Source organism: Enterococcus malodoratus ATCC 43197 (assembly GCF_000407185.1).
Classification (GTDB): Bacteria; Bacillota; Bacilli; order Lactobacillales; family Enterococcaceae; genus Enterococcus_A; species Enterococcus_A malodoratus.
This window is the reverse complement of the sequence record NZ_KE136482.1, coordinates 985,829-1,005,252: the sequence shown is the minus strand read 5'-3', so window position 1 is coordinate 1,005,252 and position 19,424 is coordinate 985,829. Positions and strand designations below refer to the sequence as shown.

General features: G+C 39.9%; 15 protein-coding genes. 11 read left to right on the top strand and 4 right to left on the bottom strand.

Annotation, left to right across the window (positions count from 1 at the left end; all coding sequences use genetic code 11):
* Window positions 1-214: 214 nt before the first annotated feature.
* Together I585_RS14625 and I585_RS14620 are read left to right on the top strand one after the other, a co-directional pair.
* Entirely contained in the window at window positions 215-679 is a 465-nt protein-coding gene (locus I585_RS14625; RefSeq protein ID WP_010741436.1) for a hypothetical protein, read from the top strand.
* Window positions 680-930: 251 nt separating this feature from the next.
* Window positions 931-1,494: a methyltransferase family protein gene (locus I585_RS14620; RefSeq protein WP_010741435.1), complete on the top strand. Its 564-nt coding sequence runs from the start codon at window positions 931-933 to the stop codon at window positions 1,492-1,494.
* Between the two features lie 174 nt (window positions 1,495-1,668).
* Here I585_RS14620 and I585_RS14615 read toward each other — a convergent pair whose 3' ends face one another.
* Together I585_RS14615 and I585_RS23250 are read right to left on the bottom strand one after the other, a co-directional pair.
* Complete coding sequence (locus I585_RS14615; protein WP_010741434.1) at window positions 1,669-4,017, bottom strand: winged helix-turn-helix domain-containing protein; 2,349 nt, start codon at window positions 4,015-4,017, stop codon at window positions 1,669-1,671.
* 60 nt (window positions 4,018-4,077) lie between these two features.
* Entirely contained in the window at window positions 4,078-4,218 is a 141-nt protein-coding gene (locus I585_RS23250) for a hypothetical protein (protein ID WP_155856982.1), read from the bottom strand.
* Between the two features lie 459 nt (window positions 4,219-4,677).
* Here I585_RS23250 and I585_RS22955 point away from each other — a divergent pair, with 459 nt between their 5' ends.
* From I585_RS22955 to I585_RS14600, 3 genes are all read left to right on the top strand, one after another.
* Window positions 4,678-6,351 (top strand): InlB B-repeat-containing protein, encoded by a 1,674-nt coding sequence (locus I585_RS22955; protein WP_010741432.1) that lies wholly within the window; start codon window positions 4,678-4,680, stop codon window positions 6,349-6,351.
* Between the two features lie 88 nt (window positions 6,352-6,439).
* The gene (locus I585_RS14605) at window positions 6,440-7,660 is read left to right on the top strand and encodes a hypothetical protein (protein ID WP_010741431.1); all 1,221 of its coding nucleotides are present in this window, start codon (window positions 6,440-6,442) and stop codon (window positions 7,658-7,660) included.
* Window positions 7,661-8,028: 368 nt separating this feature from the next.
* On the top strand, window positions 8,029-9,177 hold the full coding sequence (locus I585_RS14600; RefSeq protein ID WP_010741430.1) for a cation:proton antiporter: 1,149 nt from the start codon (window positions 8,029-8,031) through the stop codon (window positions 9,175-9,177).
* A gap of 53 nt (window positions 9,178-9,230) precedes the next feature.
* Here the strand turns inward: I585_RS14600 and I585_RS14595 are convergent, their stop codons facing one another.
* Window positions 9,231-9,581 (bottom strand): DUF488 domain-containing protein, encoded by a 351-nt coding sequence (locus I585_RS14595; protein WP_010741429.1) that lies wholly within the window; start codon window positions 9,579-9,581, stop codon window positions 9,231-9,233.
* Between the two features lie 325 nt (window positions 9,582-9,906).
* Here I585_RS14595 and I585_RS14590 point away from each other — a divergent pair, with 325 nt between their 5' ends.
* From I585_RS14590 to I585_RS14580, 3 genes are all read left to right on the top strand, one after another.
* The gene (locus tag I585_RS14590) at window positions 9,907-12,429 is read left to right on the top strand and encodes a YDG domain-containing protein (RefSeq protein ID WP_010741428.1); all 2,523 of its coding nucleotides are present in this window, start codon (window positions 9,907-9,909) and stop codon (window positions 12,427-12,429) included.
* Window positions 12,430-12,725: 296 nt separating this feature from the next.
* Window positions 12,726-13,091: a potassium channel family protein gene (locus I585_RS14585; protein WP_010741427.1), complete on the top strand. Its 366-nt coding sequence runs from the start codon at window positions 12,726-12,728 to the stop codon at window positions 13,089-13,091.
* A 443-nt stretch (window positions 13,092-13,534) separates the two neighbouring features.
* Window positions 13,535-14,608 (top strand): hypothetical protein, encoded by a 1,074-nt coding sequence (locus tag I585_RS14580; RefSeq protein ID WP_010741426.1) that lies wholly within the window; start codon window positions 13,535-13,537, stop codon window positions 14,606-14,608.
* A 327-nt stretch (window positions 14,609-14,935) separates the two neighbouring features.
* Here the strand turns inward: I585_RS14580 and I585_RS14575 are convergent, their stop codons facing one another.
* Complete coding sequence (locus tag I585_RS14575) at window positions 14,936-15,337, bottom strand: hypothetical protein (RefSeq protein ID WP_010741425.1); 402 nt, start codon at window positions 15,335-15,337, stop codon at window positions 14,936-14,938.
* A 95-nt stretch (window positions 15,338-15,432) separates the two neighbouring features.
* Between I585_RS14575 and I585_RS14570 the strand changes: the two genes are divergently transcribed.
* The 3 genes from I585_RS14570 (at window position 15,433) to I585_RS14560 (ending at window position 19,410) form a co-directional block, all read left to right on the top strand.
* A complete protein-coding gene (locus tag I585_RS14570; protein WP_010741424.1) occupies window positions 15,433-16,335 on the top strand; it encodes a helix-turn-helix transcriptional regulator in 903 nt (300 codons plus the stop codon).
* 632 nt (window positions 16,336-16,967) lie between these two features.
* Window positions 16,968-17,822, top strand: a complete 855-nt coding sequence (locus tag I585_RS14565) for a helix-turn-helix transcriptional regulator (RefSeq protein ID WP_010741423.1) — start codon at window positions 16,968-16,970, stop codon at window positions 17,820-17,822.
* A 154-nt stretch (window positions 17,823-17,976) separates the two neighbouring features.
* Window positions 17,977-19,410 (top strand): family 1 glycosylhydrolase, encoded by a 1,434-nt coding sequence (locus I585_RS14560; RefSeq protein ID WP_010741422.1) that lies wholly within the window; start codon window positions 17,977-17,979, stop codon window positions 19,408-19,410.
* Window positions 19,411-19,424 lie beyond the last annotated feature (14 nt).

Genomic DNA, 19,424 nt, shown 5'->3' with positions numbered 1-19,424 from the left:
CGAAAAAGAGGCTGATAGTTCCTCTATTTTAGCTATAAGCTTCTTTGAAAATCAGAATTGTGGATTGTATGACTTAGATAAAGAAGTGGATATATGATTAGAATAAGCGCGTTGGCGGGTTACCAATTCTGACCCAGAAATTGAGTAGAAATTTTTCCCATATTACTATAAAGTAATTAGTAGTAATGCTTTATAGATGATGGGGGCTGAAGGAATGGTTAATACAGATTGGTACCAAAAAAGAGAAGGGCAAGCGGAGCATTTGGTCTATTTGGATAACGAAGGAAAGGAACTTGAAAAATTGATCAATGGTGAAAAATCAATGATCATTCGCGGCGCGGCTGGCAAAAAGAGTCCGCTGGGTGGACGAGCAAAAGAGAACGATATCCTATACTTTGTTGAAAAGGGTGGAAAAATGGAAATCACTCATCGCGGTGTTTTAACCAAGGTGAGTGAGAAATACAAAATGACTCCGGAAGAATCGACGGAATTCATTAAAGGTTTTGGTCAGGAGCTCAATTTATCTGAAAAACAAAAAACTAGATGGTATGGGAAAAAATGCATAGGAATCTATGAAGTTAGCCATTTAGAGAAGATTGAACCGTTTTACTATAATCGAGAAAAAAATATGGATGACTGGATTATTACAGACAACATTGAGGATATTAAAGTGAAATAGGACCATTTGTTAAAGGAACACAAAAAATTACAAAGATAATCAAACACCCAATGGCTATGTTGAACGGTCATTGGGTGTTATTTTGCGGATTTTTTCTTTTGCTAACAGGATAGTTCTTTTCCTTTGGGAAACAAATCAGCTGCCCCTTTTAAAATGAGTTAGCAGATTTGTTCTTGACGAGGAAATGTTCATATGAAATAATAAACATATGAATATACAATCATGTGAGTTTGAGTAAAGGAGGAAACGAAATGATGGTTAGGATTGCTGCATTTTTAGGTGTATCAGCTTTTTATCTGATCTATCTGGGAAAGGCATTGATGCTGAAACGGCAAGGAATTACGGTAAATCTGTTGGGAGAGAAAGCAAATTCAAGCGAGAAGTATTTTGAAATCGTTTTGCGGATCATGACAGGAATCGGTGGCGTGATTCAATTTCTCGCACCTTTTCTATTTGAAGTGAATGGAACAGGGGGGCGTTGTTTTGGGTTAGGGCTGATCTTCTTAAGTGTAATGGTATTTTTTATCGCTGTCAGAGCGATGGGATTGAATTGGCGTGCAGGATTTAATGACGCTCAGCGGACCGAACTGGTGACTACTGGGATCTATCGTTTCAGCCGCAATCCGGCGTTTGTTGCTTTTGATTTATTGTATTTGGGATTGGCGATCGTTTTCCCGAATATATTGATGATTTTAACGGCGCTGCTGGCGATTATTTTGTTTGATCAGCAAATTCGGGGTGAGGAGAAGTATTTAGTGACGACTTTTGGGGAAGGCTATCGGCGTTATCGCTTGAAGGTTCGAAGGTATTTTTAAATGAAAAACTTCTCTCCATTGTATATGTCTTAATTGAGGCGGAGATCATTATGACGCTAATCCCGAATGTTCAATCGTTCGTTAGCTGAATATTATCAAAAAAAACGTTACGAGGAGCACAGACGATAATGTGTAAAAAAAGGAATCGAAGAACTCGATTCCTTTTTTCTGTGTTTAGTTAAGCAGGCCTTTCTTTTTTCCCACTAGAATGGCGTCTTTTCGATTGGTTACGCCAAGCTTGCGATAAGCAGCACTTAAGTGGAACTTTATTGTATGGACTGTCAAACCGGTCATTTCAGCGATCTCAGAGTTTTTGTAACCCTGTGATAGGAGCTTCAGCATTGTGTGTTGCTGCTTAGACAGTTTGACTCGCGGTGTTTGAATATGGCAGGCAATCCCTTTTTGTGTTGCTGCATACTGTTCTGCTAATGTGATGGACTTCGTTAAGAAACCAAGGTCAACGAGTGATGTTTTTTTACCGCTGATAATTAGTAATCGAAGCTTATTTAGGATAGGCAAAATAGCGGCTCCTTCAGCAGCGACAACACGCAGATAATCGGATTCCTGCAAGATAATCAACGCAGATTCTAGATAAGAAACAGCTTTCCGCTGATGATTGATATTCCAGGCCAAAATTGCTTGTAAAATGGTGGCTTCGGCGGCATCTGTAGGGCGATGAAAGCCTTCAGCAAGCTCTCTTAGTCGCTCTAAAAAGGCTGCTGCTTCGACGGTCTTGTTAGAAATGAGTAGAGCACGAGCCGTTATAAAATGCTGATAAATTCGGTAAAGCGCCAAATTTTCTATATCATCTGAGAAATTTGCCTGCAACCAATCGTTCGCGGCAGTCTGATTGCCGTTATGCAGAGCTAAATCCGTCTCAAAGGCCTGATTGTTTTCTTGGAAGGTCTGATTGGCGTTTTGGGAGAACTTTCGAGCCAACGTAAGAGCGTCCGAGAAATGATTTGCTGAATCAGGCAGCGCAGCATAGATCGCCGCCTGCAGCATCAAACAGCAGAAGGTCGTTTCCTCATCATTTTTCTGCTTTTGAAGTAAGCGTCCTGCTTCTGTAACAACCCCCAACGCTTTATCTAATTGATTCTTCTCATACAAAATTCCTGCTTTAGTTAAAAGTAATAAGATGGTTCCACGGTCGCCAAAGATCGACTGGACAAGAAACGTTGGAAATTGGATAGCAGACAACTGCTTCAAATCGGCGAAATCCCGACAGGAACGATGAAAAAAGGGCAATTGCATGGTCAGTGTACTCCACTTTAAACGACTCTCAAATTTTTTTATCACCGGATATTTGAGCAGTTTCTTAACGATCTGTCCAAGTTTTTTTCGGGAATCAATAAGGGTGATCAATAATGAATCCGGTAAAAATTCTGGATACTTCTCAGCAATCATCGGCAGATTTACTTCAATCTGATCGAAACAGTACTCAGCCATCAAAGCGTCACCTACCAGAAAATAATAGCCGGCAAACTGTGAATACAGATAGGGATAAGGGAACTCCTTTTGCGAAAATAAAGTATTGACTGAATGCGTACAAAAAACATTGATGAACTCTTTGACGGAAATAGTTGTTTGTGTATGGCCGCCGCCTTCGATCAGATAATTCACCTGTTGAATGGTTGATTGATCTCCGCTTTTCAGTGCGAATCCCCGGGCCATGAAAATTTCATTTTGTGCCAAATAGTAGTTTGAAGCAGTTTTGTACAGCTGCGCGACGTTTGCACGCTCTTGCTTCATGAGCTGCTCCTGTAAAAAATCGATGAAAAGCTGATGATAGCGGTAATGGTCTTTGCTATAGCGAATAATAAAAAAATTCCTCGTGCATAAATCCTCTAAAATGTCTTGACTGTCGGTTCGGCCGGTCAATTGATCTGCCAGTTTGGGTGTGATTCTTTTTGCAATAGAGGTTTTAAGTAAAAATTCTTGCTGCTCCACATTGAACGTACGCCAAATATCGTTACTGAAATACTCGTGGAAGAACCCTTTGGTTGAAAAGCTTGGCTCTATTGATCCTGTAGCAGCTAGTGCATTGATTCCCATTGGCCAACCGTTTGTTTTTTGTTGAATCCTGTTGATGTCTGTTTTACTGAGGGCCCGTTTTCTTAATTGGAAGTACTGCTTGGTCTCTGCATAAGAGAAGGCAAGTTGTTCAATGGTAATTTGTTCGCAACAGGTGTCTCCTCCAGCAGTGCGATACTCAAATGGATCAATATCATCACGTGTCAGAATGAGCGTAGTAAATGAATGCGGCAGTCGCTTTTGAACAGCGAAAAAAGCTTTTCGAATTTGTTTATCCGTAATTAGATGTGCATCGTCCAGAACGAGTACGTGCTGATTTGGATCAGGGATAAAGTGATTGATCAATTGAATCGCGGACTCTAAGGGATGAATACTAAAAGCTGGATCATTGAAAATCGTGAGCATCGCCTGATTATTTGGCTGCAGAGACAGCAGAGATTTACATAGTAGACTGAAGAAAACCGCCGGCGCATTATCATACTCATCCAAGCTGATCCAAAGAACCTCACGTACTGCTTTATCTAGCCAAAGTTTGGTAGAAACGGTTTTTCAAAAACCAGCCGGGGCAGTCACGTAGACTATTCTTTTCCTAGCCGCTGCTTCAAAGTGATGTATAAGTTCTTCCCGCGGAGCCAAGATAGTCGGCAATTCTGGAGCCAAAAATTTATCAATCATTAAATAGGAAACCACTAGTATGAGAACCTCCTTTTGCAGCAAATAGTTCATAACGGATTGTTTCCGCTCTCATTCATTTTAAGTGATTTCAAATGAAACAGCAAAAGAATATGCAACGTAGTGAAGCTCCAGATAGTATTCGTATTATATTACAATTATATTACAAAAAACCTATTCCGAGTGAAAGAGGGTCCGTTATTTTGTTGAAAACAACCCTATCCTCTGTAATGAAATGGCGATTATTTTAAATTAAAATTAATAAAGAGAGTATTTGATTAATTTTATATTTGTGACTCTATGCTGCTTTTTAAAGAGTAAGAAGCTCTTCTATAAAGCAATCGTTTGGCTATCTCTTGCCGTTTTCGGAGTATCTCATTTTAGTTGTATGAAGAAAAATTATATTGAGGAGGTGGAGGATTGAAAGTACCTATATTTTTTTGAAATAAATTTTTGAAAAGAAAGGGAGCGAGAACGTTGAAGAAAAGATTTAGTTTTGGCCTTAGTGTTTTGTTGATCGGTTTATTATTTAGTTTATTTCTAAGTACAAAGGCAGAAGCTGCTACAAACGATATGTATCGATTGTATAATCCAAACAGCGGCGAACACTTTTACACAGCAAACACACATGAACGAGATTTGTTAAAACGAGTTGGCTGGAGTGATGAGGGGATCGGCTGGTATGCCCCAACTAGTGGTGACCCGGTATATCGGGTTTATAATCCGAATGCGGGAGATCATCACTACACACCGCATAAATCTGAACGAGATCACTTAGTAAAAGTTGGCTGGAGAAATGAAGGGGTCGGCTGGTATTCTGATAAAAATAAAACGATCCCACTGTATCGTGCATATAATCCGAACGCTAGAGCCGGAAGTCATAATTACACGATTAGTAAGGCTGAACAGAATCATTTAATCAAAGTTGGTTGGAAAAACGAAAATATTGCTTGGTATGGCGCAAAAAAATCAAGCGTACCTAAAGTGAATAAAACGGAATTACAAGCACTTTATAATAAAGTTAAGGGTACCGGTAAGGAAAATTATACCGACACAACATGGAATGTATTTCAAAATGCCTTAAGCCATGCAAAAAGTGTGTTAGTCAATGGGAAAGTAACGCAAGCACAAGTAACTAGTGCTAAGGATGCACTTCAAAAGGCGTTTGATGGATTGAAGAAAGAACCTGAAGTCAAAAGTTTTAGCGCTGTAGCAGGAGATAATGGTTCAATAACCGGTACAGCAAATGGAACTTATGCGGATGGAACGCAGATATCTGTTACAGCGACCCCAGACCCGGGATATAAGTTTAAGACATGGACAACGACAACTGGATTGCCAGCAGGCACCAATACAGACAGCGCCACGGTCAGCTTCAACATGCCAGCAAATGCAGTAACGCTGGTGGCTGAGTTTGAAGAAATCCATACTTTCAGTGCCACAGCGGGAGATAATGGCTCAATAACCGGTACAGAAAACGGGGATTATTCAGAAGGGACCAAAATCTCAGTTACAGCAACTCCAGACCCGGGATATAAGTTTAAGACATGGACAACGACAACTGGATTGCCAGCAGGAACTGATACAGACAGCGCCACGGTCAGCTTCAACATGCCAGCAAATGCAGTGACGCTGGTGGCTGAGTTTGAAGTTGCAGTGGTTTATCAAATAGGTGACTATTATCCCGATCCTAGCGATTCCACGACAGCTATAGGTAAGGTGTTTGAAGTTAGTAAGGGCGGTATTGAAGGAAAAATAGTGAATACCGAGGCTTCTCCTGGATTATCATGGGGTCCTAGTAATGCTGGCACAGAGGCGACCAATGAGACGGACGGGCTTTCGAACATGGCAGTTATAACGTCACAACTCGATTGGAAAAACACTTATCCATTGTTCGCATGGGTGGATGGAAAAAATCCGGAAGGAACTACCTATTCTTCGGGACGGACTGGAATATGGTATGTGCCGGCAAAACAAGAACTCCAAGCAATTAGAGATAGTGGAATCTGGTTTTCTAAAAATACATGGTCATCCACAGATAATGTTTCAAACATTACTCAAGCGTGGTCGTACGAACCCTTTACCGCAAGAATGGTGGGAAATGATAAAGGGTGGCAATACCCAACATATGCGGTTTCAGCGTTTAATTAACGTAATTGTGATAGCAGACAAAGAATTTTGTTGTCAAGTTTTTTATAACATAAAAGAAAAGAGTGAATAGAATGACGAATCTGTTTTAATGCCAGATGATAGCGAACTTAGAAAATTTATAGTTCCTCAAGAGTTTGCTACTATAGTTGATGGAAACCCGTCAAAAAAAATTGTCTTATTAAACAGCAATGAGTCTGAATTAACATTAGGCGCTGATGAGGCACAGAATGTTCAAATTGCGACTGCCTATTTATCGTTGAAACAAATAACAGAGTCGTGTACTGCGATACAAAACTCCATCTTTAATCCAGTGACTCCTAAACCAAAATGGTATGAGGAGTTACAGGATGTATACAAAGGAGTGCAGACAGTATCAAATAAATGGAATACAGATTTAGCAGCAGAAATTACGAATTCAATACCCCGTTCTGTTTTAGCCTTTGTACCGCTATTTTCAAATGTTACTAGTGAAATCAATGAAATCCTAAAAAAATATGCTCCGTTTGAAGACATTAAGTCTGAGAAGGATAGGAAGAACATAGCGAGCGGTTTATCAATGCTAATCAAAAAAACAGATGATATTGTTAAAAATGTAACGTTGTGCGAGGGAAAGTTGAAGGCATGGATCAATGAGTTTTCGAAAGCCAACGGAAATCTAAAGAAAAAATCAGATATAATAATTACTGAGAAAGGAATTATTGATTCTGACAAGAAGACAGCTGATGATTTGAAAAAGAAATGTAGTGATGAGATAGAAAAATATAAAACATATGTTGGAACCGGACAAGTATTGGTCGGAGTTGGATCAGGTATAGTAATTGCTGGCTTGGGGCTGTTAGTAATTCCTGAACCTACATTTGTGACAAAACTTGCTGGAGGGATATTAGTAGGTGTGGGAGTCCTTTTAACTGCTGGCGGCGCAATATCTTGGGGAGTATATGAGGCGAAAGTTAAAGAAGCACGTAGAGAAATTGCAAAACAAGAGGACAAGATTCGCCAACTCGATGGTACATTAGCAGCGCTAACAGCTTTAAGTTTATCGGTAAGTGATGTACAAAAAAGTGCTGATAAAGCTATAGCCGAAACTATCACATTTTTAACTTCTTGGAATTTGTTCAATGGAGAATTAAAAAATCTTAAGGAGAGGCTAGAGGATTCTACTGATAAAATTAATTCATCTGAGATTCGCGCTAATATAAATACGGCTAAAGAGCATTGGAAGAATTCATATGAATTTTCTAAAGGTCTTTTAGGTCTAACTGTCAAACCTATAGAAGATCCTGTAGCCAAAACAGAAGGTCTTGCTTAAATAAACATATCAAATAGGAAAACGACCGTATCGTCTTAGGAATCGAGTTATTCGATTCCTTTTTTTCGTCCTGCACAGGTACAACTAGGTGATATAAGTCTACTGCACACTTGGCAGAAGAAAGTGAACAGAGAAGTAGAAGGGAAAGCTTGTCATTTAGGAACAGAAACTTGTTATATTTAAAAAAAATTTGAAAAAGGCTATCGGCGTTATCGCTTGAAAGTTCGAAGGTATTTTTAAGCTAGATATACACACCTGTTTTCTGAATTCGTAGAATCGGATTATTTTTCTTTCTATACTTTTTTCGCTATCCTTGATAAGTATGTACTAAACACTAGTAATGTTATTAATCTGAGGGGATGAAGAAAGTGGAATTTATTGGTGTTTTATGTTTGATCTTGATCAGCACCACGATTGCCAGTCATTTTTCACGACGATTTGGCATACCTGCGGTGATCGGGCAATTGCTTGTCGGAATTTTATTAGGAAGTGCCGGCCTAAAATTGGTTCATCCAGATATTTTAGTGGAGGATTTTTCTGAGATCGGTGTGATTTTACTAATGTTTTTAGCCGGAATTGAGAGTGATCTCTCGCTGCTGCGAAAATACTTCCGACCGGGAATGTATGTGGCGGTCTTAGGAATCGTGTTTCCTGTTTTATTAGGAACTTTAGGCGGAAATGTGTTTCATATCGCTTGGAACGAATCCTTTTTCTTAGGTTTGATTTTGGCGGCGACCTCCGTTTCGATCTCGGTCGAAGTGTTGAAAGAGCTGAATGTGATCAATACCAAGGAAGGTTCAACGATTCTCGGGGCTTCTGTGGTGGATGATATTTTAGTCGTATTGATTGTAAGTTTAAGTATGTCTTTCTTAGGCGCGAAAAGCGGTAATGACAATCCGCTTGGAATCATGCTGATCGAACAGGTTCTGTTCTTTGCGGCGATCTTTTTCTTGATTCGGTGGGGTGCGCCTTATTTGATGAGACTTAGTAAAAAATTGCTGGCGGAGTCTTCAGTGATCATTGTTTCGCTGATTCTATGTTTGAGTATGTCTTACTTGGCTGATTTTATCGGATTGAGTTCGGTAATTGGGGCCTTCTTTACAGGTGTCGCGATTGGTCAGACGAACGTTTGGAAAGATGTTCAGCACAATGTCGAAGCGATCGGATATGCGGTATTTATTCCCGTCTTTTTTGTCAGTATCGGCTTGGAAATATCCTTTAATGGGATTAGTAATCAATTGCTGCTGATTGTAATAGTGACGATTCTTGCGATTATCTCAAAACTTCTTGGCGGATTTATCGGCAGTAAGCTTGCGGGATTTAGTAATCACAGCAGTTTGATGGTGGGATCAGGGATGATCTCAAGAGGAGAAATGGCTTTGATCATCGTGCAGCTAGGCTATCAGGCCCAGCTCGTCACTAAGGAATATTACTCCGCCTTTATTCTCGTAATCTTGTTTACGACCCTATCATCACCGTTTTTATTGAAATATTTTACGAAGAAGATCTATTCTTAAAGTGAACGAAAAAAGCAGGAAAAACCAGCCATACTCGGCGGTTTTTCCTGCTTTTATTTGTTTAGCAGTTCGTACAATACTTGTGCGTTGTTTTGAATCTCATTTTTTGCGCCGTAGATCAAAGTCACTATTTCGTGTTCTTTGATAGTGGATTTTAGTTTAATCAAAGCCTCTTTTTGCGTACCTGATTGCAGTTCTTCACGATACTTAGTCGCGAAGACAGGATATTTTTCCGCTTCATGATTGAACCATTTTCTTAACTCGGAACTTGGAGCGATCTCCTTTAACCACAAATCAATGCTCTCGGTCTCTTTGGATTTTCCCCGCGGCCATAAGCGATCAACCAGTACACGAAAACCATCTGAATCACTCGCTGGAAGATAAGCTCTTTTTATTTGCAACATCTCGAACACTTCCTTTACGTCTTTATTTTAGCAGGCAAGAGAACAAAGTAGTAGCAAAGAAACTTATATAGCGGATGATCTAGTGATTTAGCTCCAAAATGATTTCTATTGAAGAATAGTCAAAAAACATTTTTTTCTGATCGGAATTATAGAAATATTACCAAAAACCCAATTTGATTAAAATAAGTAATAATTTTGGGTATAATAAGCTTATCTTAGTGAACGAAATTCGCTTCATACAAATTAAAATAAAGATAAGAGAAAATTAATTTCTTTATTAATAGGATTTTTATTTGAAAAAGAACGATTTAGAGGAGGAACTTCAATGAAAAAAAGGAAGTGGGCGGTCATTGGGACGTTAACGATTCTGCTGCATCATAGTTTCTTACCGGCGCAAACTATTTATGCGGGGACCCAAACGGAACCGACCGAAACCCAGATCAGTCAAAGTATAAACACGGTAAAGCAATCATCGAATTCGTTAACAGAAGCCGCAAAGTCTTCGGAAAACACGGAAATATCATCATCGAGTGAAACATCAGCCGTTGATCGGAATTCTACTTCCGCCTCATCAGATGAGGCGAGTATACAAGCAGAAAATGATCGGCAAACCGTTAATACAAGGGCAGTTCCAGAGGCTTCTCCTAAGAATGGGACGGGTGATTCGGCGGATAATCCAATAATTGTTTCTAATTATTTGAATGCAACAACATCAGGAAAATTCTATAAATTGGTTGCTGGCGGATCGATTGGAGATCATGTATCAAATGCAACGATCACAGAGATGACTGGCGGAACCATTGCGGAAGTGGTTGGCGGAACAGTCACTGCGATGAGTGGTGGCGAAATCCAGTCAGTCATTTTTAACAGTAAAATAGGTAGAGTAACTGGAGGTGTTATTAATAAATTTCAAGATAGCACGATTGATATTATAGAAAATGGCGGACAAATGGGAACCGTCAAAAATGGGATCATTAAAAATTTGAATGGCGGCAGTATCACGATTGTGACTTTCGGAACACTGATCACCGCGATGAACTCAGGCAGTCTAGGAACATTTGCTGGTGGGACGATTGAGTCAATGAACGGCGGCTCCATCGTAAATCTCACTGGCGGAAAAATCAGGAATTTAAATGGCGGACTCGTAGAAGCTATGATTTCTCCTAGTGAAATCGACTCAATGACCGGGGGCATCTTGGGTATTTTTAATAGCGGAACAATCAATACGATGTCCGGAGGATCAATTGTTTCGATGAATAGCGGCCTGGTAAAAGATTTATCGAATGGCTTCATTTACCAAAATGGCGGTATGATTCCCTCATCAGTGGGATCGGCGACAGTAATCAAAAATTCTCAGATAGAGGACCTATTGGCAGCTGCAGGTCAAACAGCGCCCGTGACTTACGATGGGAATCCGCAGACACCCTTTTCAGCTATTCCTGATGCCTGGAAGGACTATGTGGACTTCTATTATCAAAGAGGGGTCGAAGCAGCAAGTGTGCAACAACCGCGAAACGCTGGTGTATACAATCTTTCCGTGAAGTATCACTATCCTGAAACTACGGAATTCCCTGGTTATGAAGAAGACATCGCGAATGGCGAGACGTTTACGATTACCCCGAAACAGGTCAGCAAGATTAATTGGGAACCCGCCAGTAAAGAATATGATGGTACTGAGTTAACCTTTATCGGAAGACCGGCCAACTTGATTTCTGGCGATCAGGTGACAGTTAATCACAAATCTGCTGACAAGGATACAGGCAGCTACACAGAAGAAATTTTAGCGGCCGAGACTCGTTTATCGGGCGCTGATAGTGAGAATTATCAGGTCGTTCCTTCGTACACCCATGAAGCTGCAGGAACGATCACACCGCGATCGATCACGGTCAACGGCTTGCAGACAGCAAATAAAACGTACAACGGAAAGACAGATGCGGAGCTTCTGCAACCGACTAATCTGACATTCGATCGGCAGTTAAGTTCAGAACCGTTAGCGTTAGCTATCGATAAAGCTAAGGCGGCATTTACGGATAAAAAAGTTGGAACAAACAAGCCGGTGAGGGTCGAAGGAGCCGTTCTGGACTCAACTGCACCAAGCTTTAAAACCAAAAATTACAAGCTTACAATCGGTGCGGTTCAAGGGACTATCAACCAAAAGAAAGTTTCGATTACTGGTGTCAAAGCGATTAATCGTCCGGTCAACGACTCATTAGTTGTACAATTGGACGATACAAACGCTAAACTCACAGGTGTGATTGAGGCCGATAAAGCTGACGTCAGCTACGCACTTGGAGAAGGAGTTATAGCTGATAAGGCGATCGGTCAAAACAAAGCCGTTACGACTACTATCCAGCTCGCTGGAAAGGAAGCCGAGAACTACCAAATGGTGCAACCAACGGATATTACGGTGGATATTCTTAAACAGCAGCTCACGATTACGATCCATTATCCAGATGGGACAACAAAAATCGTCAGAATAAACGAGGGCGAACAATTAACGGAGCTAAAAGATCCTACACGCGAAGGCTATAAATTCGCCGGTTGGTTCCTTGATGAAAAGCTGACCGAACCCTTTGACAGCAAACAACCGATCATGCAATCCTTGAACCTGTATCCAAAATGGCAGGCAGTGATGGTACCGACTCAAGAAACGGGAACACCTACGAGTCCTGAAGCGATAAAACAAGTGAAGACCTATCCCAAATACGCAAAAACGTATCCAAAACAAGTCAAAGCGTACCCGAGAGCGGGAGAAGAATCCACTGTTTTACCAATCATTGCTGGCATGGGTATTGTTGGAATTGTTTTGATTTATTTGAAGAAACGCAAAAATAAAATCAATGGATAGAAATAGTTAGTAGGCAGTGATCAGTAATGATTGCTGCTTTTTTGATGCCATAAAACGGATAAAAGGTAAACTTTAAAAAAGAAAAAATAAAGTTTACTTTAATTTCAAATCGCGTTGGTTCAGTATTTATGGTGGTAAAGGGTAGCTTATAACTCAAGCAAGTCAATGAATGTGGTCATTAATAGTTGGTTGAGATATTCAGGTTATGTGCATTATCTGCTAAAATATTAATGAAGTGGTCAAAATAGGAAATAAGAAAGCCAAAACGCACGAGCATGATCAGAAAGGCGGTTCTCATGGTTGCATTCGCACTATTATTTAGAAGTTTATGGCATATTTTAAAAATTCTCTTTCGCCAAGAGGAGCAAAAGGCGATTATGCTGGCGGTCCTGTTCATCCTCATGATTGGGACGGTTTTCTACCATAATATTGAAGGGATGACGTATTTAGACGCGTTGTATTTTTCAGTCATGACTTTGGCGACTGTCGGTTATGGAGACTTGTCGCCCCATACCGCTTTAGGCAAACTTTTTTCAATCGTGTATGTGCTGGTAGGTGTTGGGATTATTACGGCATTGATCGCCAATTTTAACCGCGCGTTAGTCGAGTACCATCAAAGAAAAAAGCATAGTGACGAAAAAATGAAAGATTCAAGTATGTGATACGGTCTTCTGACAGGTTTATCGATTTTGCAAATTCAAATCAATAGAACAAGTAACTGTGCATACATAAAGCAGAAACTATCATCAATAGGATAGTTTCTGCTTTTTTGTATCACCAACTATTCAAAAAAATCGTCAGGTACAAACCAAAAATTGATAAAAAGGTTAAATGATTGGATAATTATTTCGTTACTCTTTTTGAACTTTTTATCTCCTTAACAACTATTTTAGGTTGTTTGGCGTTGTTTTATTCAATTTTATGCGTATGTTATTTGAAACTGTATTTATTTCAGACTGTTTATACTAATGGGAGCTTTGAAGGAAGTCATACAGTAGTCAAATCGTTAATTTTTTTGAATAATTTAGGGTACGGGAAACAGTTATTTATCGGTTATCATAGAATTAAGTAAGCGCATGCACAAAACGAAAGGAAGCGATAAAGTATGGAAATCAAGCAACTCACAAGACGTCAATTATTCACAATGCGAAGAGAAAATTTGGAGAAAAAAGTGATCACTTATTATAATGAAACACGCGATATTGATTCCGTGATTGAATACGGAGTTGCGATTATGATTCGTCACGCACTTGTTCTTGGGGATTTCAGGTTCTTATTTCAGGACGTGGTTCGTGAAATTTTCCTTTACGCGGAGCCGAGTGAAACAATGAGGCGCTTTTGCCCATACTATAAAAATTATTTTGAAGCTTCAGAATGGAACGTAGTCACCAAGCGCCTATTTACTAGTGAAAAGAAATATCTGAAAGCGACGAAAAAGGCTCGTTTATTTGAAAGCCATTTGAGAAATAGGGGCAACTTGGTAGTCAAAGAGAAGTACGAAAGCCATTCGCTTGTGTCGATTTTTGAGGATACCAATGGGAAAAGACATACGTGGCGATTAAGGGATGCCGACCCAAGCAACACGATCGAGGAAACGAAACGGATTCTAGAAATCTTGACAACTTTAACGATTTTCCATAAGAACAACGTGCGCCAATTTGCTAAATTCGTTAATTATGACTGTTCAGGATCATCGCTTATTTCCAGTTCGCGCCAACTAAAAAAACAATCACAGGAGGAGTCTGCCCAAAATACCGCGTCAGAATTAACAGCTACCACAGATTCTTCAGTGGATCAGGACACTTTCCTAGAAGGCTTCGACCTGTCTGTGCTGAGTAAAAGAGAGCTGATTGTAATTATCAAAGAGATTGTTAAAGAAGCCGCGGCAGAAGAGGCTGAATTGGGAGAAGAAATTCTCAAACCGAGCGAAGAATTTATGAGCAATGACTGGTCTGCTGGTCGTGAAACCAGCCTAGCTTCTAGGATTGTTCCAGAGAAAAAGTCCGATACTCCTGTTGAATCAGTGCAAAATAAGCCAGCAGACTTAGTAGCAGTAGGGGCTGCAGCCAGTGCTAGCGAGGCAATACCACCTGAAAAAAGCAAGGGACAAAACATTAAAAAAAGACCAAGTAAAAGAGAAAGAAAACTTTTGGAGGATTACAAGCAGAGGCGGAAATAAAGGCTAGTTTTAAAAGGAGTTTCGATTATTGAATAAAGGTTGAAAGGTCAGATTGAGCGCTTGGAAAAATTTGGGACTGAGAAAATCGGTACCTTTATTTAACTATGTTCATTTTTTCAAGAAGGGCTTGACCGCGGATGCTTTTACGATCGCAGCAATGAGTGAATGACCTTTAGACTTCGGATTTAGGCAAGATTTTTGTTAAAAATGAAGTGATCAAGGCCTAAAAATTAGCATCACAAAAAAAGACAACGACCGGAGTAGGGCCGACTGTCTTCTTTGTTGTGTCTATTTTTGCGGATCATGACTCTGGTGTTCATTAGCCGATTATTGGACGGCTATCAAAATAGCGATTTCTCCAGAAGGATTATATCGCTCAAAGTCAAAATCATATACGCGATCGATGACTTGAGCATCCTCATCAGCCCATACTTGCTTCCAAGCATTTAAGACGCCCAGACTATCCGAACGATCAACGCTATATTCTTTCCATTGATACTTAGACGTATCGAACGCATCATCAGAGTCGCTTTCTTTTGCTATCGAAACAGAATAATCCCCTTTGTAATCACTCTCGTAATCATGGTATATCGCTGCGACTGTTTGCTTTTTTTCATTAGCCTGCTGAATAAACGCCGCATTTTCTTTCCATAGGTTCATTAATTTTGTTTGAATATCAGGATCAGTAAAATTATTTGTTCTAATTGTATTAGAAATTGAAAACTTCATTTCAAAACCTCCTAACTAGTATGTTTCAATAATACTATGCAAACTATGACATCCTGTGTCATAGTTTATAAAAAAAGTTTGTAAGGAGCAAAATAGTGAATAATGGACGTTTATTTGGAATTATTTATCACCTTTTGAACACGAAGAAAACTACTTCTACTGAATTATCCAATCTATTTGAAGTTTCTACTAGAACGATTTATAGAGATCTAGACGTGCTTAGCGCTCTCGGAATTCCCATTTGCACAGAACCAGGCAGAAATGGCGGTATTTATTTACTGGATAATTTTATACTGGATAAAGTATTGCTTTCAAAGAAGGAGCAAGAGCATCTATTACTAGCTCTTAAAGGAATCGAAAGTGTAACTCCAGAGATCAGTGAACAATCTTATTCAAAATTGCAGTCAGTATTCAACCTCTCATTTGATAATTGGCTAGAAGTTGATTTTTCGCCGTGGTATCAGGAAAGAGACAATCTTCAATTCGAGCTGCTGAAATCAGGGATTTTAGCTAAGAAGCAAGTTGAATTTGATTATATAAGTTCCAAAAGTCAATCCGAAAAAAGGGTATGCAACCCGGTGAAATTAGTGTTTAAATCACAAACATGGTATTTGCAGGCGTTTTGCTTAAATAGAAACGAATTTAGATTTTTCAAAATCAGTCGGATGAGTTCACTCAGAATGACCGATGAGACGTTTGCATCAATGACGGTTCCGAAAGTATCTAAACCCGTAATGGAGGGGGAGCTGTTATCTCTAAAGCTGTCTTTTTCGAAAGAAATTTTATACCGGGTATTTGATGAATTTAAGCATGATGAAATAGCCATTCAACCGGACGGAACGGCCATCGTATCGACACAAATGCCTGATCAAAAATGGCTGATTAGACACTTATTGTCATATGGAAAACACATGAAGATTTTGAGTCCCGATAGTCTTAAGTGCAGGATGAAGCAAGAAATAGCTGAAGTTTTATCAAATTATGCGGCTGATGATTAACTGAAGTATCGCATCTATCATCAATAACTTGCTCAAAAAAGCTTTAACAGTACAGCAAGCTTCAATATGTTCGCAGGTCGATAAAACCAACTATGGGAAAAAGTCGTTGGTCATTTGAAATTTCCCTCACCATTTTTAAAAGTCATCTGTTTTTTTATTGTATGCACTTGCTTAAAGCCATCTCTAGGATTTTTGGAATAGGGTGGAGAGCACAAAAAAGCAGAATCAAGGCTTTGTAATTCAAAATGTTTAAATGGTTTATATTCATTAAAAAGATCGGGTATTTGCAGTCAAAGCCGCGTGGTATACTGGTCTTGTGATGCAGACTATGCCATGACTGTATCTATCGAGTTCCTGTTTGCAGGAATGAATTCGCTGTCGCTCCGTTTGGGGCGACGAAAAATAATTAATCTGCTCTCTATCATCTGGTCGTTCGGAGTTTATTTGAACGACTGGATGTTTTTTTTAGCAGCGAGAGATTACAAATGGAATAAAAAATATTTTTCCCTCCTTTTAAAACGGTCTGCCGACTGGTATGAAGGAGTGTTTTTTTATTTGCCTATCAGGCTTAAACTATTGGAGCGTTTACTTTTGATCGGTTTTCCGTCAAAATGAAGCGAGAGGTGAACGTGATGGCGATTTATTTGGAAATGCCTGAATTAGATAAAGATTTTCCTTTTCGGATTTTGGTGAATGACGGTGATATTTTGACGACGCCTCATTGGCATCGCGAAGTCGAATTGATCTACGTGACCAAGGGAACGATCTCATTGGGAATCGATGACGTGCCCTATAAGTTAAGTGAAGGGGAGATCGCTTTTATCGGCGGTGGATTGATTCATTATGTCTTGGCCTCGCCAGGCAGTGAACGATTTGTTTATCAATTTGATCTATCCTATTTTACCGCGGTGAATAAAGAGAATCTTGATTTGCAAAAGCTGTTTGCGGAAGTTCTGCCGATCAGTCCTCAGTGGGAACGTGAAGACGAAGCCACTGTTCGGCGATTACTTGAGGCCATGAATTTGGAATCCGAAAAACAGGAAACAGGCTACCAATTCGCCTTAAGAGCCGAGCTTTTTCAGCTGATTACTTTACTATTACGCAACGTTCCAAAACAGGCGAAGCAATCAAAAAAGATCAAAAAGCTGGCGACTCAGGATGTGTTGGAAAAGCTGGACGTGATTTTCAGCTATGTCGAGGCCCATTATCAGGAAGAACTGACGCTGCAGAATATTGCAGAGGTTTCGGGCTATAGTTCGTTTTATTTTACTAAATTTTTTAAGAAGAACACGGGGAAAACCTTTCTAACCTTTTTGAATGAGTATCGGATTGATAAGGCGAAATGGCTGTTGATCAATAGCGATCTGCCAGTATCAGAGATCATTACGCAAACCGGTTTTGAAAGTGATAAAACCTTCTATCGTCTATTTAAGAGTTCCATGGCGATGGCACCGTTGGAATATCGCAATGCGATGAAAATAGAATAAGTAGGAGAAAGGCAATTACTGATTCGGTAATTGCCTTTCGACAATATTTGAGAATAATACAACAAAAATGGGGGAATGAAAAAAAGATTTCCTCGCTATAATAAAAGTATCAACACGAATGAAAACGGATACGATTTAAGAGGGAGAAAAATAGATGACTAAAGAAAGACAGTTTTTATGGGGCGGGGCGGTCTCTGCCGCGCAGTGTGAAGGAAATTATCTCGCGGATGGGCGCCAGCCGTCAAATTTTGACTATTTACCATTGGATGATCGCCGGCTGAAGGCAGTATATAAGAATCAAGCCGCTTCTATTTTAGAATCAACCGGGGATGAAATTTATCCTGGCCGAAACGGCAATGATTTTTATCATCATTATCAAGCGGATATTGCCTTATTAAAGGAATTAGGCGTGAATAGTTTTCGCTTTTCGATCTCGTGGTCGCGGATATTTCCGACTGGCGAAGAAGCAGAGCCGAATGAAGCAGGAATTCAATTTTATGAAAAACTTTTAACGGAGTTAGAAAAGCATCAAATAGAACCGATTGTGACGCTGTCGCATTTTGAGATTCCGATCCAGCTGGTGAAAAAGTACAACGGGTGGGAAAATCGCAGGGTTGTTGATCTATTCGGTCATTATGCGGAAACCGTGATGCGACGTTTTAAAGGGCGGATCAAGTATTGGATTCCCTTTAATGAGATGAACATGGTCTTGCACATTCCTTTTATTGGCGGCGGCATTTTGTTTGAAGAAGGGAAAGATAATTTATCGATCCAATATCAAGCAGGTCATCATCAATTAGTAGCGAATGCCTTAGCTATCAAGGCTGGAAAGCAAATCGATCCAGAAAATCAATTTGGTGCGATGCTGGCAGCGGGGAAAACGTATGCTTATACCTGTGATCCGAAAGATGTCTTTGCGGCATTGCAGCAGGAAAAGGAAAACTTGCTCTTTTCCGATGTTCAAGTGTTCGGCGACTATCCGAAATTCTTTGCTCACTTTGCAGCCGAAAAAGGATTGAAATTAGTGATTCAGCCGGAAGATCGAGCGATTTTAAAAGATAATACAGTCGACTTTGTTTCCTTTAGTTATTATTCTAGTGCCTGTACCGCGGCTGAAGAAAATGGGATCGATCGTGTAGCTACGAATGGCTATACGACTCTGCGAAATCCTTATTTGCCAAAAGGCAAGAGCGTGTGGCAGGATGATCCGTTAGGTTTAAGAATCACGTTGAATCAATTGCAGGATCGCTACCACAAACCATTATTCATTGTAGAAAATGGGATCGGAACGCAGGATGTATTCACTGAAGGACAGGTGCATGACGATTATCGCATCCATTATCTTCACGGACATGTTAAAAACATGCTGCTGGCTGTGGAAGAGGACGGGATTGATTTAATGGGGTATCTCATGTGGGGCATTATCGATTTGCCGAGTGTCAGCGAAGGAAAAATAAGTAAGCGCTACGGTGTGATCTACGTGGATCAAGACGATGAAAACAATGGATCGCATCAGCGATATAAAAAGGATAGTTTTGCATTTTATCAAAAGGTTATTTCGTCAAATGGTGCCGTCGTATTTGAATAGATGAAAGGAGTATC